The following is a 17,076-nucleotide window of genomic DNA, read 5'->3' on the forward strand; positions in this document are numbered from 1 at the left end:
TGGGTATAAGTGAATTTAGTTTGTACTATACTATGCCAAAGTATTTCTCAAAGAAATCCATTAGCTTTTCAATAACACTCTGCTTCTTTGCAGTCCTGTTTCCACCGCCGAAACGGGAAACAGGGGGCATGATCTTGTCAATATCTGTTCCAGTAGTCTTCAGAAGTCCATCTCGGAAAGAGTTATCCATCAATCTTTTTGTCTCTTCCTGCTTGAGTTTTTCTTCAGTAATCAGCTGATTCAAATCTGTTTCTTTTTGCTCGGAAACAAACTTACGCCAGTCTTCATCTACATTTGTAGCAGCGTTGACTGTATCGATGAAGTGCTCAATGAGTTCCTTCTTGCTTCTCAGCTGCATACTAGAACTGATAGCCTTGTCGATGGATACAAGAATGCTCTTGTCCTCACAGTTGGTCTGATGGTACTTAGCAACCAGCATCAGGATGTAGTCGATGTTGATTTCAACTTGCCTGATCAGCTCAAGTTCAAACTCGATATCTTCATTGATCTTTTCTTTCTCAGAAGTTTTGTCCTTTGTCAGTTCCTGGTAAATATCAATATAGACACTCTGGTAGTCCTGGTAGTCTCTCAGGGTCAGGATTTCATTGTTCTCGAAATCATCAAATGCAGTAAGGATATTTTTCAGTCTTAAGATAGCACCAAAGAGCTTAATGAAGTCTTTCTGGTTCTGCTCTCCATAAATCTGCTCTCCAAGAGGAAACTTCAGGCATAACTCATCAATAAGTTCTTCATATCCAGGCTGATGCTTGCCATTCTCATCATACCCTTCATAGTAATCCGTATAGCTTTTCAGAAGAACAATACTCTCAGCATCCTTGTCTCCAAATAGAGCGATTGCTTCATCGGTTGCATCCTGTAAATTCCGGAAACAGACGATATTACCAAAGGTTTTGACGGAGTTCAGGATTCTATTGGTGCGGGAGAACGCCTGAATGAGTCCATGCTGCTTGAGATTCTTATCTACCCATAGAGTATTGAGGGTAGTTGCATCAAAACCAGTGAGGAACATGTTTACCACAATGAGGAGATCCACTTCACGATTCTTCATCCTTAGGGAGAGATCCTTGTAGTAATTCTGGAATTTGTCTGAAGAAGTACCAAAGCTGGTATTGAAATCTTCGTTGTAATCTCTAATTGCCGATTCCAGAAACTCTCTTGAGGTCTGGTCTAGGCTCTCTGTATCAAAATCCTCATCAGGGAACACATCATCAGGATCAGCCTCATTGGCACTAAAACTAAAGATGGTTGCGATGTTAAGTCTTTGTCCACGAAGAGCAGTTTCTTTCTTCAGCTCAGTATAATACTTCTTCGCTACTTCAATGGAACTGACAGCCAATATGGAATTGAATCCGGATACACGCTGTCCCTGTAAGGAGTAGAACATATTACGCTTCGTTTTCTGGTCGAAGTGGTCAAGAATGTAACCAACGATTTCACGGATACGAGCTGGGTCTGCCATGGCTTTTTCTGTATCTATGGATGATACATCTTTGTCCTTCACATTAGCCTTCATCTTCACGGTATTGACGTAGTCGATTCTGAAAGGTAAAACATTTCCGTCATTGATGGCATCCACAATGGTATAGGTATGAAGTTTTTCTCCAAAGGCTTGCGGTGTGGTTCTCATCAGTGGATTTCCACCACTACCAGCATTGGCAGCAAAGATTGGAGTTCCAGTGAATCCAAACAAGTGATATTTCTTGAACGCTTTTACAATCTTTGTGTGCATTTCACCGAACTGAGATCTATGGCACTCATCAAAGATGATGACGAAATGCTTCTTGAAGAGGTCATGTCCTTTGTTCTTGGATATGAATACATCCAGCTTTTGAATGGTTGTGATGATGATATGAGAGGTGGAGTCTTCGAGCTGCTTTTGGAGAATCCTGGTAGAAGTATTGCTGTTGGCTGCTCCCTTCTGGAAACGGTCATACTCTCTCATGGTCTGATAGTCCAGATCTTTTCGGTCCACGACAAAGAGAACCTTATCCACATAAGGTAGAGCAGAAGCTAATTGTGCAGTCTTGAATGAGGTCAGAGTCTTTCCGCTACCTGTTGTATGCCAGACATATCCTCCTGCATCGAGGGTTCCAGTCTTCTTGTAGTTGGTGGAAATCTCAATCCTTGAAAGAATACGCTCTGTGGCCATAATCTGATAGGGACGCATCACAAGTAGCAGATCTTCTGAGGTGAAAACACAGTACTTTGTAAGGACATTCAGTAAGGTGTGTTTGGCTAGGAAAGTCTTGGTGAAGTCCATAAGATCTGCAATGGCTTTGTTGTTGCCATCTGCCCAGAAAGAAGTGAACTCAAAACTGTTGCTGGTCTTCTTGCTTTTTCTACGTTCACCTTCACCGGATTCTTTGATATGGCTCGCTCTTGTAGTATTGGAATAGTATTTAGTATGAGTGCCATTGGAGATTATAAAGATTTGGACGTATTCAAAAAGCCCACTGGCAGCCCAGAAGCTGTCTCTTTGGTAACGCTTAATCTGATTGAAGGCTTCCCTGATGGCAACACCTCTGCGCTTTAGTTCCACATGAACAAGTGGAAGACCATTGACAAGGATCGTAACATCGTAACGGGTATCATGGGTTCCTTCTGCTTCCTCATACTGATTGATGACTTGCAGACGGTTGTTATGAATGTTCTTCTTGTCCAACAGATAGATATTCTTGGTAGAACCATCGTCTCTTTTGAGGATTTGTACATGGTCCATCTGAATTTTCTTAGTCTTCTCCACAATACCTTCATTGCTGCTGGCAATACATTCAGAGAAGAATCTCTTCCACTCATTATCAGAAAAGGTATAGCTGTTCAGAAGTTCCATCTGCTTTCTGAGATTGGAAACAAGTGCTTCTTCACCATGAATTCTCAGATACTCATACCCTTGGGTCTGAAGTACACGAATAAATTCATTCTCTAGTGCTGCCTCACTCTGATAGGAGCCTGAATGGTCATATCTTGCAGTGTATTCAGCAACGACTGTGCTTTCGGTTGATGAAACTATGACGTTGTATAAACTCATAAACTCAGCTCCTTTTCCTGATTCTCTTTTTCAAGATAACATGCTGCTGAAACAAGCAGTTGTATTTCTTTATAACTCATTTCGTCAGGTATAATTCTTACCCATTGACGTGCGAACTCGTTTGCAAATAGCTCTGCCATGTGTAGACCATATGCAATATTGATAGGGCTATTCTCTTCATGTAAATAGGTATAGATTTTCTCAAGGTGATAATTTGCAAATGAATACGTTTTTTTAGGATTGGCACGCAAAATTCCAGATAGAATATCTTCTAACTTCTCATAATCAAGATTGTCTGTAGCATCACACAAAGAGGGAATACTATTGACTATTACTTCTCTATAAGATGAAACCGATGTAGAGTTTTCTGGTTTTGTATGCTTGTATTCTAAGTAAAGAATAGCTTTGTCCAGGCTTGAAGTTGACTCATAGCGAGATTGAAGTGCTTTTGCTATCTCTTTCAATGTATCTACGGGTGAGAGATTTCTGTCGACCTTTTGATTTCTCCACTCTTGCTCTTTTTCAAATAGAATCTCATTCAATCTGTTGGTTACCTTCTCTAATTGCTCATACCTAGAGCGGAGATAGCTCTTTAAGATGTCAAATGAGAAAATTAAGTCTTTGACACTGTCAGTTCTATTTGAGTATAGACGTATCCCAATTCCATCAGTAATGCCGTATGATTTCATGAAATTCGTATTTGGTATTAGGAAAGGAGAATAATGCATTTCCTTTTCTGGGAATTTTATCGCACGATCTGTATTAAATGGATGAGCAAATGAAACAGAACGTATAAATTCAAAGAACTTATCATCTGTAGGACAGTTTTCTTTTGGTATACTCAATGGAAATCCCATACAAATATCTCTGAAGTAAAAATAAGAGCCCTCTTTTTTGGCATCATCAAAATCTGAAGTAATTTTCATATCTTCGAGTATCAATCTTATGCCGTTGGATACCATGTTTGCATATACAAGAAAAGAGAGAAGGTTCTCTTCTGTCTTTGGCGGTTCTAAATGATTATTAATATATTCGATGCTAGTATCTAGTCGGTCCATTACAGCACAAAAAAGGTTGTAATGGACTTTATATGTTTCATCAGAAATAAACAACGGGCTTTGATTTATTGTATCTCTAAATTTAGCGCAAATTGAGGGATTTAACAGTATATCCATTCATCCTTCAAGCTCCTTAAATGTCAGTAGTTTGTCTCTATAGTAATCATACTGCTTCTGCCTCGCTTCGATTTCTGCTGGAAGACCATTAGTTATATCATTACATAATGTTTCAAATCGATTAAGAATTGCAACGATACGTTCTTGCTCTTTAATCGGAGGAATTGGGATTTTATACTTCATCACAGCATCCTTGCTTCCACGGGGCATTTTACCACCTTTAGCATTCTGTGTATTATAGGCAAAAAATGTATCTGAGCTAAGTAGTTGGTACAGAAACTCAGGAGTTATACAATCATTATTGATATGTATGACCAAAACATCTCCATTAGTTCCACCAGAGTTTGTAGCTCTCCATATCTTTTTCAAATATGGCCGAATATTTCCGATGAGGATATCTCCTGCTGAGTATTTCGTACACATGCCATTTTCTGGGACATATCTTGATATAGTTTTCCCTTGCTTGTCTTGAAGTAAGTTATCTACACCAACATAAGTATCGGCATCTAATTCTGTGGCTTTTATTCTTGCTTTGGAGTAAGAAGCCACATCTCTAAGTTCTAAGATTGGAACTTCATTTCCGAAGGTCGTCAGATTATTTTTATAGTAGTCATACTGTTTTTTTCGAGCTGAAAGCTCCGCTGAAAGCTCCGCTGAAAGCTCCGCTGAAAGCTCCGTGAAATTATCTAGTATTCTTAATATCTCTTCTTGGATAGCTAATGGTGGGATGGGAACTCGAATGTCCTTAATTGCTGGCACACTAGAGTGAACAACCTTACTCTTTACTTTACCTTTGCTTTTTTGTTTTCGAGCATCGGAGGTAGAAAGAACATATGAAATGTATTTTGGGTTTTGTTTATGCTTCATAACTACAAGATCACCGCCAGCTAAGCATTTCTCTTGCCCTATATAAGTGCTAGATTTTGCTATATCTTCCACACTTTCGCCTGTGATTGCAAATAATATATCTCCATGCTCAAAGTACTTTGGATTCTTGATTGTTGATGCATCTGTATATGATACACACGTGTCAAACCAAATGCCATATGTGGTGTAAATCTCCCCATAACGAACACAGGGGGTCCCGACTTCGGTTATTTGGTCTCTTGTGATTCCAGATCCTCTATAGATATCAGTTGCAATCTCTCCAAGATATTTGTATTCGACCCCATTAGGGCATAACTTATCAATCAGTTCTTCTAATCTACTCATCAGTCCACCTCAATTTCTTTAATAATCTTCGCAATCTCATCTCTCAAAATCTGTTCACGAGCAACTATCTCTTCAATTTCGGCATTCAGCTTTTCGATGTCAATTACTTCTCTCAAATCTTCCTGCTCCACATAGGTTGAAACAGACAGATTGTAGTCTTGAGCTGCAATCTCATCATTGGGAACAAGCTTAGAGAAATGATCTTTGTTAGCTCTATTCTTATACTCTTCAATAATTGTATCCATGTTCTTCTGAGTGAGCTTATTGCTATTAGTCACTTTCACAAATTCATTGGAAGCATCAATAAATAGAGTGCTGTTCTCTTTCTTGGACTTTTTCAGCACCATGATGCAGGTAGCGATACTTGTACCAAAGAATAGGTTACTTGGTAGCTGGATCACGCAATCCACATAGTTGTTGTCGATAAGGTATTTTCTGATCTTCTGCTCGGCTCCACCACGGTACATGACTCCTGGGAAGCAGACGATGGCTGCGGTACCATTGGTAGCAAGCCATGAAAGAGAGTGCATGATAAAGGCAAGGTCTGCCTTCGACTTTGGAGGAAGCACACCTGCTGGAGAAAATCTTGGGTCATTGATCAGTAGTGGGTTGGCATCTCCTTCCCACTTGATGGAATAAGGTGGATTGGAAACAATTGCTTCAAAGGGCTCATCATCCCAATGCATAGGATCGGTTAAGGTATCTCCATTGCCGATATCAAACTTGTCATAATCAATGTCATGTAGGAACATATTGATTCTACAAAGATTGTATGTCGTGATGTTGATTTCCTGTCCAAAGAAACCTTGTCTCACATTTTCTTTTCCTAGAATCTTGGCAAAGTTCAGAAGGAGGGAACCTGATCCACAAGCAGGATCATAGACTTTGTTGACTTCTGTTTTCCCAACCAGTGTGATTCTAGTCAGAAGCTCACTGACTTCTTGAGGAGTGTAATACTCTCCACCACTCTTTCCAGCATTGGAAGCATACATACCCATGAGGAACTCATAGGCATCGCCGAAGGCATCAATGGTATTGTCCTGATAATCCCCAAGCTTCATCTCTCCAACACCATTTAGCAGCTTTACGAGCTTCTCATTACGCTTGGCAACAGTACCGCCAAGCTTATTGCTGTTTACATCGATATCGTCAAAGAGTCCTTTGAAATTCTCTTCACTAGGACCACCTTGAGCGGATGCTTCAATATTTCTGAAGATCCTCTCTAATGTCTCATTGAGATTCTCATCACTGGCAGCTCTTTCCTTCACATTCTGGAATAGCTCACTGGGTAGAATGTAGAATCCTCTGGTCTGGACTAAATCTATTCTTGCTTCTTCAGCCTCTGCATCAGAAATCTTTGCATAGTCAAACTTGAGATTTCCAGTCTCATGCTCCCCACGGTTGATATACCCTGTAAGATTTTCAGAGATATACCTATAAAACAGCATGCCTAAGACATACTGCTTGAAGTCCCATCCATCCACACTACCTCTGAGATCATTGGCCATACCCCATATGGTCCGGTGGAGTTCTGCTCGCTCGATTTCTTTTCTGTTGTCAGTCATTATTTACTTCCTCTCTTTCCCCGATTGATTATGTTAATAGTCATAGAAATGCTGATTTAGACAGCTTTTCTGTGATTTTATCTCAAAAAAATATCGAAAGATTCCAGATATTACTAAGATATGGAATCCATCAAAATCGCCATAACCTCATTATAGCAAGAAAAATACGAATAATGAAATGAATGAATGATAATCAGTGCGTATAAAAAGTGATAATTCTGAAAGTAATTTACGAGTAAGGAGATACTCGTATCAAACATAAGCATCGAAGATATATTATAGCTGGGATATCCACAGGATAAATCCAATAGTATAAGCAAAAAGAGAAAGGAATGAAGAGAATGTTAGACACGTTTTTTACCCAGAGATTTTGTGATAGGTGCCAAGGAGATCTTCGGAATGCTCGAATCATGTCCATGATTAACAAAGACTGTATCTGTTTTGAGGTTTCCATCAAAGAAACGTAAAGTGACCAATAAAATAAAGGAGTCAGTAAAATTCAGTGTGTGTTATAACTTTAATCTCGATTTGAAAGTTATTGAGGAGTAGAAAAACGGTGTGCAGTTATGCGGATAGATTTTTACTGTTTGGCGAAATATTTCACCTCCGAGGAAAAATGTACATACAAACAATAGACAAGTGATTAAATACGAACAAAATAACAGAATCACGCATTTGAACTTGACAAAAAGATAAAATTATGTAAAAATATAAAACATATAAAGGTCAGGAGGTAATGCATTTGAACAAGATAAAGGTCAATGAAAATCTTATGCGCAGAATCGTACGTGCCATAGATAAAGCGATTGCAGATGATGTTCCCCAGTATCTAAGGGAGCAACATAAAGAAACCAATAATGCAGCAATACAGCTTCGAGGAGACTGCATAAACGACAATCTCAGAAACCTCGTCATTGGCGGGCACATAGATTTTGTTCCTTTCAAGAGGTATGTTTGGGAAGGTAGAATGATTGTAGACCGGGCTGAGAAGATTACATATACGATAACAACCCAAAAGACACTCAGAGCAGTGCCAAATAAAAAACGCAATAAACCGCATTTTCTTCAGACAATTCTATATAAGGAAAATGGCGGCTATGAAGCACCAATAAAGCAGATGACACTTATGGATCTTTTCCCGTTTGAGGAAGATGTTCTTGAAGATGATTATGATGCTATTGTCGGAGGCCTGATTGATCCCGCTGAAGGATACCGTCATTATGTCATCGCTTATGAGGCAGAGAACAGCGAACTTCGAGATATTCAGCTGGAGTTTCTGGACAAGGACTTCAACATAATCGCTGCGGCATCTTTAAATGAGTACATAAAGCCGGATTTTGCACGGCTTACAGATGTCGAGCCTGTTACTGAAGCCTATAATGATGAAACTGATGGTGAAACAAGGAGCCTGGTGTCAGTCAAGACAGGAATCCGGCCGAAACTTCGAGAGGGTGAAAAACAGGCCTGACAAATTAAGGTCAGGAGATGAAATATTATGGATAAAAAGATATTCAACGGTAAGCGCCTAAAGAATGCAAGACTGTTCAGAGGGCTTACCCTTACAGAATTAGCGGAAAACACGGGGATCAGCAAACAATCGCTGTCCCTTTATGAAAATGAGAAGAACACTCCGGAACATGAAAGGGTGAGGGCTTTAGCCACATCTCTTAACTTCCCTTATGATTTCTTCTTCCAAATGGATGCGTGGGAAACAGTAACGGATGTAACATACTTCCGTTCTCTCGCAAGCGCGACAAAAATGGACCGCACTGCACAAAGCATAAAACTGGAATATGTTGCAAAAATCTATGAGGTGCTGATGAACTATATTGATTTTCCAGCCCTTAATTTGCCGGAGGTATCCTTTGATGGTAGCGATGATGAGTTTGATAACAAAAAAATCGAGGAAACCCAGAAACAAATTGAATCTATAGCCCTAAAGCTAAGAGAATTCTGGGGCATTGGGGACGCACCTATAAAGAATCTGCAGTTTCTTCTCGAGAAGAACGGCGTCATAATTACGGGATTTGATACCTTAGAGGACAAAATTGACGCCTTCAGCCAGAGAACCATTGTTGGAAACGGGGATATATATTTTATTGCAGTCGCCCTTGGACAGCGCCCGGAGGGCAGAATCCGTTTTGACATGGCCCATGAGCTTGGACACATTCTTCTCCACCCTTGGAGCGAGAATCTTGAACTCATTACAAAAGAGGAATTCAAAGCCCGTGAAAAACAGGCTAATATGTTCGCCAGCGCCTTTCTACTGCCGAAAAGCAGCTTCAGCAAGGATGTGCAGGCATACCCAACGGATCTTAAATACTATCAGTTCCTAAAGAAAAAATGGAAAGTTTCCATTCAAGCGATGGCTTACAGAAGCAATCAGCTTGGAATAATAAGCGATAACCAGTTCCAGTATATGATGCGCCAGATTTCCAAAAACGGATGGCGTACCAAAGAGCCGGACGATGTTCCATATTCTCTGAACGAGAATATATTCCAGGGAGCTCTTGACCTTCTGATTGAAGAAAAGGTACTTAACCCTGCAAGCATCATGCGGACTTTAAAACAGTATGGAATCACACTATACCGTACTGATATAGAAAAACTGCTCCATTTACGTGAGGGGACACTTTTTATTGAGGAGAGCAAGCCGCAAATTATACAGCTCAAGCGTCCCTATGATGAAGATGGAGGAAATAAATAAAACAAGATAAACGCCTCCTGAGGATAAATCACAAGGTATTTTGGTGCATGAACTGTAGGCCGCCCTTCTTTTAATAGATTTATTCACAGGAGGCGTGTTCATGGGAATTACTTCATTAAGGAATGTCATCAATAACGTATATCATGATGACATCTTTAATGCTTTATCAGAACCTATGGCGTTGCCGGCTCGTGATATAGCCAAGAAGATGGGTCTTGACATCCAAGAAGTACATATTACAAAGTATTGCTCTATATTCGGCTAGATGGTTTTCACCGACTGCGAGCTACAGCATTCTTACAGCTAAACGAAAACATATAAGCCGCTGTCAGAAGCGCAGATACATGTCATTTTATATAATTGGAGGAACACTTCTAGGATTTCTTTTGGGATCTATCTTACTATACATAGTTAGAGGAGAATTCAGGTATGAAGGATTGATTGTATCTGGAGTAACATCAGCTATTCTACTCTTGATTCTTTTTCTTAAACAAAATTAAAGAAACACAACATGCCGGATGTGGATGAAAGAGTAAGAAATAATATGTTGAAATTCTTCTTTTATACAACGTTGATATTTACAGGGCTTTTGATCATCGCTATAAGCCTGCTTACAATCAAAGGACAAGATTCTATTCCAGCGACATACTTGTGGATTTTCTTCGGTTGCTATATTGGTATAACAAGTATAGTACGGCTCTGTAGGTATTCATGAGATTCTTTAGAAAGTTAACAGTTCTTTTGTTTCGTACCATACCTATCGGCAAAATTTACGCCGTTACTTGTGGTACGGTTCACCGTACACTACTTAACAGCGTCAGAAAACACCTCGAAGAAAAATCGAGGTGTTTTTTCGTCTAAAGAAAATTAAGACCTAAAAATATCTTTTTGTCATCTTTTTTTGCTATCTTTACGTCCCATCTTTCATTAAGAAATGCAATTAGCGTGAGTCCTCTCTTAAGTATCTCATCAGGTCCCCACTCTTCGAAGTCTGTCAGTTCAATCTCAGCGTATGTACCAAACTTGTAACCAGTTGTGTTTTGAGTATTAGATACTTTTTCAGGGAAAGGTTTATTTCCAAGTCTTGAATTCTTATTTTCAGAAATTGCAACTAAATTTCCCAAAGAGTGTTTAAGCGAGTTTCTTTGCTTCGATGTGAATTGTGCAAACCGATCTGTCCAATACTTGTAATGAGAATTTAAGGGGTAAATATGTTCAATTGAATTATATCCATTACTGAATAAAATTTCTCGATCCAACTTTACAAGATTAGATTTGCTTGATTTCATTAACTTATATTCATACTCACATAAAAAGTACTTAATCCAAGGATTCTTATAAAGTCCCCTCAGGTTATAATTTCTAATAGTTTTGTTCTTAATGTTTGGTGAACTAGTAATAGTGTTATGAAGTTTTGACATTCTCTCAATAATTTCGTTAACTGTAAGCTCTTTCTTATTAAGCTTAAGAACTGAGTCAAAATAGTCTATGAGGTGGATGTCGCTCTCTTCTTTAATTGCCTCACGATCATAGAAAAGTATAACAAAAAGGTATTTCTCGAGTGATTTTAGAAACTTTAGTAATAGATCATTGTCTGAATTACAAGCTTGAAAGCAAGCTAAAATAAAAACATTAATGTAACTTCTATTTGGTACTTCTTCAAATGAAACATAGTGGTAGTTGGAGGATTGTCGTGTTAAAAACCGGATTTTTTGCAAGTATTCTTTAATTTCTTCGGGCTTGTCTGCAGATTGTGGGTTCTTTAGTTCATCCCACAGTTTGATACATTCATTGAGACTGCGAATGTACTCATGAAAGTCAGTGGTTTTCAACACATTATCTATGATGTTCTTCGGAACAAAATGTGTATTTAATAAGTAATTTGTTTGAGTTTTTCCAAGGAAATATCTAAATAGAAAGCGTTCTTCTTCTTCAAGATTTTTAATAGTTTCAGAAAAATATAGCATAAAGTGATTTATCAAAAACTCATCATCTTGTATCTGTTCTGAAGTTATTCTTCCTAATAAATGGTATATTTCTTTCCAACATGAATTAATTTCTCTTCTCAGTATTTTTTTCTGTGCTTCACCGCAATCAAAAAGTGTAGAAAGATAAATCAATCTATTTTTCAGTAGTTCAAGATGCGATAAAGGTTTACCACGATTATTCATCGTTTCAAAGGTAACGTGAACATCAATATCTTTTGAAATAGTATAGACATTAAATAAAAAGTTTTGAGTTATCTTAGTGTAGATCGCCTCTAACTCGCTAATATTTAGCTTACTAAGTTTTTCAATAAACACTTCTTTTGCACCAATTAAGTTCTTTGTATAGGTAGTTTCAATAATCTTGCCTGATATTGTTTTTTGATATTTAAATATATTCGCAAGCAGGTATACATAACTTGGATTTTCACGTTCATATCCAAAAAGATATGTCAATGAATCGGTGTCATCTTTTGATTCATAAATATATTTCTTTATTATATCCTCATGTTTTGTAAAGTTTAATTTCTCAATTTTATTAGCCTTCATAACCTCTAGGATAGCGGTGATTAAAATGATGGATGTGGTTAAGCGTTGTTGACCGTCGACTACATAATAAGGAATATATCTCTTTGATTCAATTATCCAAGTATCGTCAATCCAATTATTAAAGATACTGGTATCAACAGGCTCTAAAGTAAGTACACCAACATAGTGATTCTTTTTTTCATCTAATCGATATAAGTCACTCCAGAACTCTTCAACTTCTTTTTTTGTCCAAGCATAGCCTCGTTGATAATCAGGAATTCGGTAGATTTTTTCGGAAAATATTTTTGATAATGATACTAATTGATCCATTAGAGCCCCCCAAAAAATGTTTAGTAATATTGATGAATTATAATAATTCATAAGCATATATTATACTTATGAATCTATTAGGCTTTGGATATAATTATTTCAAAGCTCTACCATCAGTCCCTTTGGCGAGTAACGGAACATCTGTGGAGAGCAGATCATGTTCTACTTCGATTACTACGATACATCCCTCTTCTACAGGATAGTTTGCTTTACTCCACACTTGGAAGTATGGTTGCAGTTCATCAAAATTCCCCACTCTATCGGTTAAGTACCTATACATTTCACTGGAAGGGAGAATTAAGACTCCGCAAAGAATTTTTTCGGTAAGAAGTCCGGATACTAATTTATTTACTGCACGATGAGATGAGGATATATTACCGGTTTCCCATTCTATAGCAATGTACTTGCTGGATCCATCGTTTAGTGGTAATACAGCATCTATTGGACCAGGTTTACGTTGTGTAACTGATAAATCTAGTCTATGTTCAAGAACCCATCCATCGGATGTAAGACTTTTCATTAAGGTATCTTTTATGGTTTTAACTCCATTACCCTGTCTAATGGGATTTAGGTGAAACAGTTTACTCCCAAGTGGGTGTTCCATTTGTGTTATTCGTAATTGAAGTATTTCAAGCATGCTTTGGACTCTGATATCATTAAAAGTATTGTTGATATTAACTAAAGGTAAGATATGATTTATTTTCATTGTTTCTCTCCATCAAAAGTTGATCATGTAATTTTACTTATCTACTATACAAGTATACAAATTAAAACCATCTCGGTCAATGCAAAGGTTTTCAAATTTGTTTGAATCAAATATACGTTCATGAAGTTAAAAGTAGCCAAACCCTATGCTATAATAAATTTTGAGGTGTTATATGGAGAATAATTTTCACGTAAATAAGTTATTTAAGCTATTAAGTATACAAAATAAGAGCGATTTATCGTCGGTTTCAAAGAAAATTGGAGTTAGAACTGAAGTTCTTAAATACTTCAATGATAATAGGGTGTTCCCGTATGGTGACGTGCTCCAAAAGTTACTGGAGTTTTTAGATATTTCGGAAGTAGAATTTAAAATATCACTTGGTATTATCGATCATAACATTTTGGATTGGTTGGGATCTAATTGCAAGCTAGTTGCAAATAGTCTGCCGAAGGAAAAAAGGGTTGTTGAGGTGTTTCATCCTAAGTTCAGGAGTAAATTTGGAACTCTGTTTCAGGGGGATTGCATTCAACTAATGAGATCACTACCAGGAGAATCAGTAGATCTGATTTTTGCTGATCCACCATTCAATCTTTCAAAAGTATATGAATCTGGCATTAATGATAATATTTCTGAAGATGAATATCTTAGGTGGACTGAAGAATGGATAGTTGAAGCTGTTAGATTATTGAAACCAGGAGGCTCTATATTCGTTTACAACATTCCTAGGTGGTCGACGGAGATAGCTACAATACTTAACAGATATCTTGAGTTTAGACATTGGATAAGTTTGAATTTTCGCGGATATACTCCGCCTATTAAATACAAGTTAAATGTCACTCATTATGGATTGTTATATTATATTAAGGGGAATAAGCCATCAGCATTTAATCCACAGAGAATACCCATGAAAACGTGTAGACACTGCGGTGGGGAAATTCATGATTACGGTGGAAAGAAGAAAAATGTCTCAGAACTAGGTCAAGTAATTTCAGATGTTTGGGAGGATATTCATCCTGTTCGACATAAAAGCAGGAAGACCAGAGACTCAAATGAGTTGCCTATAAAGCTTTTGTTAAGAATAATCGCCTTAGCATCTAATGAGGGAGATCTGGTTTTTGATCCCTTCGGTGGTTCAGGTACTACTTATAAAGCTGCAGAAATGCTTGGCAGAAAATGGATTGGTGTTGAGATCGGAGATGTACAAGGTATTATTGAACGAATATCAAGTAATGAAGGTGATTACGATCGGTTAGAAGAGTTTAAATTAGGTTCAGACATATTATTTACTAAAGAGCAGAGAGAACTTAGAAAAGCAAATGGGTTTTGGTTACCTGAAGACTTCAAGTGAATACTTAAAGGGGGGCTATGTTATGCGAATACATAATATTCTTTTAGATACGAATATCTTCTTTTCAACAGAAAATATTCGTGCTGGACAGATAATGCTATCTGGCAACTTGAGATGGTTAATTGATGCAATAATAAAATCTGGACTTGAAGCGAAGCTTTTTGTTGAGATACCCGAAATTGTTTTTCTCGAGTTTAAGAGACATATACTAGAAGAAGTCCAAGATAAAACAAAAAAGCTAGAATGGCTGATGGAAAGTGGAAGATTGCCTGGATTTAGGGTACAGAAGATTGAAAGTGATACTAGTATCGATGAATATGTTGAGGAAATCTGTAAAGACTTTAGGGATCAGATAAACTCTAAGTTTAGCATAGGTTTTAATGTACCAGTAAGTAGTGGGAATCTTGATGCGTTGATTGAGAGAGCAATTAGTAAAAGACCACCTTTTGAAGGGAAAGATAAGTCGTCAGATAAGGGCTTTAAGGATGCGGTGCTTTGGGAGAGTTTATTATCATTTAAGAGGGAAAACCCGTACACTACTATTTATCTTTATACTAAGGATGCTAGGTTTAATAATGACTTAAGTGAAGAGTATATGGCTTTATTCAAAGAAAAACTGGCTATAATAAGAACAGAAGAAGAAGTCTTGAAGCTGATTGATGAGATTTCAATAATGAAGAATCCTGAAATAGAAAAAGAATTTGAAGAAGTTCAAGCTTTAAGAGCGTATACAATCGCTAACGGAGACTTGTTAAGAAATATTGTGCTCGAAAGTGTTGAAAAGAAAAGTTGGCTAGGGGATGGTATGAAATTTAAGAATCTTTATAGTGTTAAAGTGGATTCTATTCTACCTTCTAAGTATTCAAGCTATTCAGTTTCAGGTGATTATTATGTAAAAGTTATCATTGAGTCTGACATTGAATATGATGATTTTGTGCAGAGTTTTAATGCTCCACTACATTTTGATGTTAAACTAATTGAGAATAATCACTATAAGTTTGTATTAACCGGTATTGGAGGCCATACATAAAGGTAGTAATTGAGAAACAGTGTTGAGGAGATCACATAAGTGGTCTCTTTTTGTTTGAAAAGAGGAGAGATATTATGGATAGGTTTTTTACTCAGGATAAATGTGACAGGTGTTATAAAGATCTTAAGGATGGAAGGACAATGTCAATGTTTAACTTACAGTGCATTTGTATGAAGTGTGCAGAAAACGAGAAAGGGTTGAGTGAGTTCACAAAGGCGCAAGAAAGTGAATTAGAAGAAGTAAGAAAAGGTAACCTTAACTTTAAAGGTATTGGTTTTCCAGAAGAAAAGTAGATTCGATTTTCTAAGGAAATTTAGAATTAAAATTCGAACAAGTAATTATAACTAAAATTATAAGGCCGATTGTAAAATTAAATGCAACAAGTTAAAAAAGATTGAACCATAAGATGATTCCAGATATCATGGTAAGCGACAAAACACACCAGATATGAAAGGAAAGCAACTTATGGCTCAGACTGATTCTAACACATCCAAGAACAAGTTTAAACACCTTCTCTTCCATAAAAGGACTCTTATTGAATTCATGGTGAAGAATGGCTACAAGCCCGCCGACATCGCTAGAGAGCTCGGCGTCAACCGTTCCACTGTCTCAAGAGAGCTGAAGCGTGGCAGCGTTAAGCAGATCATTGCAGGGAAGACTGTGCTCAAGTATTTTGCCGAGACAGCACAGGAAATTGCTGACAGAAAGAAAGCCAACGTTGGGCGCAAGCCCAAGTTCCTTAATTGCAGCGAGTTCCTCTCTCATGCAGACAAGCTCATGAAAGAGGAAAAATACTCTCCTGACGCCGTGGTCGGTCAGGCCAAAGATCTGGACCTTTTCAGCCCACAGGAGATGGTTTGCACAAGCACCCTGTACCGATATATCGATGCTGATCTTCTCAGAACTAGAAACATCGATTTAGTCTCTAAAATGAGTCGCAAGCCTCAGAATACACACACCAGAACAAACAAGCGTATCCTCGGAAAGAGCATCGATGAACGTCCTGAAGAGATCAATGACAGATCTGTCTTTGGACACTGGGAAATCGACTGTGTGCTGCTTAAAAAGACGAAGGAAAAGGTTCTTCTTACTATGATAGAAAGAGTCTCTAGACACTCCATCATCCGTCTCATAGAAAGCAAGACAGCCGCCTGCGTGAGCCAGGCGATCCGTGCCTTGCAGAAGGAATACGGAACCTCCTTTGACACTATTTTCCAGAGCATCACTTCCGATAATGGTTCAGAGTTTGCAGATCTTACTTCCTGTCTTGAACATACCGCTACCGAAGTTTATTATGCCCATCCCTTCTCTTCCTGGGAGAGAGGCGCTAATGAGCAGAATAACGGCATGATCAGACGGTTCATTCCTAAAGGTATCGATCCTCAGTCCGTTACCCCTGAAATGGTTCATAGAGTGGAATCATGGCTTAATCATTATCCTA

General features: G+C 37.9%; 13 protein-coding genes. 7 read left to right on the forward strand and 6 right to left on the reverse strand.

Annotated features, from left to right (window positions below):
• Positions 1–25: 25 nt before the first annotated feature.
• Genes T487_RS0111950 through T487_RS0111965 form a run of 4 tightly spaced genes read right to left on the reverse strand, consistent with a single transcriptional unit; the run spans position 26 to position 7,001 of the window.
• A complete protein-coding gene (locus tag T487_RS0111950; protein WP_031577368.1) occupies positions 26–3,049 on the reverse strand; it encodes a type I restriction endonuclease subunit R in 3,024 nt (1,007 codons plus the stop codon).
• The gene (locus tag T487_RS0111955; protein ID WP_031577369.1) at positions 3,046–4,224 is read right to left on the reverse strand and encodes a hypothetical protein; all 1,179 of its coding nucleotides are present in this window, start codon (positions 4,222–4,224) and stop codon (positions 3,046–3,048) included. Before T487_RS0111955 ends, T487_RS0111950 begins: the two co-directional genes overlap by 4 nt.
• Positions 4,225–5,436, reverse strand: coding sequence for a restriction endonuclease subunit S (locus T487_RS0111960; RefSeq protein ID WP_031577370.1), 1,212 nt, complete (start codon positions 5,434–5,436; stop codon positions 4,225–4,227).
• On the reverse strand, positions 5,436–7,001 hold the full coding sequence (locus T487_RS0111965; RefSeq protein WP_031577372.1) for a type I restriction-modification system subunit M: 1,566 nt from the start codon (positions 6,999–7,001) through the stop codon (positions 5,436–5,438). Before T487_RS0111965 ends, T487_RS0111960 begins: the two co-directional genes overlap by 1 nt.
• Positions 7,002–7,743: 742 nt before the next feature.
• Between T487_RS0111965 and T487_RS0111970 the strand changes: the two genes are divergently transcribed.
• From T487_RS0111970 to T487_RS16500, 3 genes are all read left to right on the forward strand, one after another.
• Positions 7,744–8,469 (forward strand): DUF5986 family protein, encoded by a 726-nt coding sequence (locus T487_RS0111970; protein WP_031577374.1) that lies wholly within the window; start codon positions 7,744–7,746, stop codon positions 8,467–8,469.
• Between the two features lie 27 nt (positions 8,470–8,496).
• Positions 8,497–9,708, forward strand: coding sequence for a helix-turn-helix domain-containing protein (locus T487_RS0111975; RefSeq protein WP_031577375.1), 1,212 nt, complete (start codon positions 8,497–8,499; stop codon positions 9,706–9,708).
• Positions 9,709–9,808: 100 nt separating this feature from the next.
• Positions 9,809–9,973 carry a hypothetical protein gene (locus T487_RS16500; RefSeq protein ID WP_155953268.1) on the forward strand — a complete coding sequence of 55 codons (165 nt, stop codon included), beginning with the start codon at positions 9,809–9,811 and terminating at the stop codon, positions 9,971–9,973.
• 592 nt (positions 9,974–10,565) lie between these two features.
• Here T487_RS16500 and T487_RS0111985 read toward each other — a convergent pair.
• Together T487_RS0111985 and T487_RS0111990 are read right to left on the reverse strand one after the other, a co-directional pair.
• Complete coding sequence (locus tag T487_RS0111985) at positions 10,566–12,551, reverse strand: DUF262 domain-containing protein (RefSeq protein WP_031577376.1); 1,986 nt, start codon at positions 12,549–12,551, stop codon at positions 10,566–10,568.
• Positions 12,552–12,645: 94 nt separating this feature from the next.
• Positions 12,646–13,257, reverse strand: coding sequence for a BglII/BstYI family type II restriction endonuclease (locus T487_RS0111990; protein WP_031577377.1), 612 nt, complete (start codon positions 13,255–13,257; stop codon positions 12,646–12,648).
• A 172-nt stretch (positions 13,258–13,429) separates the two neighbouring features.
• Here T487_RS0111990 and T487_RS0111995 point away from each other — a divergent pair, with 172 nt between their 5' ends.
• From T487_RS0111995 to T487_RS0112010, 4 genes are all read left to right on the forward strand, one after another.
• Entirely contained in the window at positions 13,430–14,605 is a 1,176-nt protein-coding gene (locus tag T487_RS0111995) for a DNA-methyltransferase (protein WP_031577378.1), read from the forward strand.
• Positions 14,574–15,635 carry a PIN domain-containing protein gene (locus tag T487_RS0112000; protein ID WP_155953269.1) on the forward strand — a complete coding sequence of 354 codons (1,062 nt, stop codon included), beginning with the start codon at positions 14,574–14,576 and terminating at the stop codon, positions 15,633–15,635. The genes T487_RS0111995 and T487_RS0112000 overlap by 32 nt, the downstream gene beginning before the upstream one ends.
• 74 nt (positions 15,636–15,709) lie before the next feature.
• Positions 15,710–15,928, forward strand: a complete 219-nt coding sequence (locus T487_RS0112005; protein WP_031577380.1) for a hypothetical protein — start codon at positions 15,710–15,712, stop codon at positions 15,926–15,928.
• Positions 15,929–16,100: 172 nt separating this feature from the next.
• On the forward strand, positions 16,101–17,076 hold a 976-nt coding region (locus T487_RS0112010), incomplete at its 3' end, for an IS30 family transposase (RefSeq protein ID WP_036909471.1).

Origin of the sequence: Proteiniclasticum ruminis DSM 24773, assembly GCF_000701905.1 — a bacterium.
Lineage (GTDB): Bacteria > Bacillota > Clostridia > Clostridiales > Clostridiaceae > Proteiniclasticum > Proteiniclasticum ruminis.

Excerpts from the sequence above, each read along its gene's own strand:
- T487_RS0111955 (WP_031577369.1), bottom strand. The coding sequence starts at position 4,224 with ATGGATATACTGTTAAATCCCTCAATTTGCGCTAAATTTAGAGATACA.
- T487_RS0112000 (WP_155953269.1), top strand. The coding sequence starts at position 14,574 with ATGGGTTTTGGTTACCTGAAGACTTCAAGTGAATACTTAAAGGGGGGC.
- T487_RS0111985 (WP_031577376.1), bottom strand. The coding sequence starts at position 12,551 with ATGGATCAATTAGTATCATTATCAAAAATATTTTCCGAAAAAATCTAC.
- T487_RS0111990 (WP_031577377.1), bottom strand. The coding sequence starts at position 13,257 with ATGAAAATAAATCATATCTTACCTTTAGTTAATATCAACAATACTTTT.
- T487_RS0111975 (WP_031577375.1), top strand. The coding sequence starts at position 8,497 with ATGGATAAAAAGATATTCAACGGTAAGCGCCTAAAGAATGCAAGACTG.
- T487_RS0111995 (WP_031577378.1), top strand. The coding sequence starts at position 13,430 with ATGGAGAATAATTTTCACGTAAATAAGTTATTTAAGCTATTAAGTATA.
- T487_RS0111965 (WP_031577372.1), bottom strand. The coding sequence starts at position 7,001 with ATGACTGACAACAGAAAAGAAATCGAGCGAGCAGAACTCCACCGGACC.
- T487_RS0111960 (WP_031577370.1), bottom strand. The coding sequence starts at position 5,436 with ATGAGTAGATTAGAAGAACTGATTGATAAGTTATGCCCTAATGGGGTC.
- T487_RS0111950 (WP_031577368.1), bottom strand. The coding sequence starts at position 3,049 with ATGAGTTTATACAACGTCATAGTTTCATCAACCGAAAGCACAGTCGTT.
- T487_RS16500 (WP_155953268.1), top strand. The coding sequence starts at position 9,809 with ATGGGAATTACTTCATTAAGGAATGTCATCAATAACGTATATCATGAT.
- T487_RS0112005 (WP_031577380.1), top strand. The coding sequence starts at position 15,710 with ATGGATAGGTTTTTTACTCAGGATAAATGTGACAGGTGTTATAAAGAT.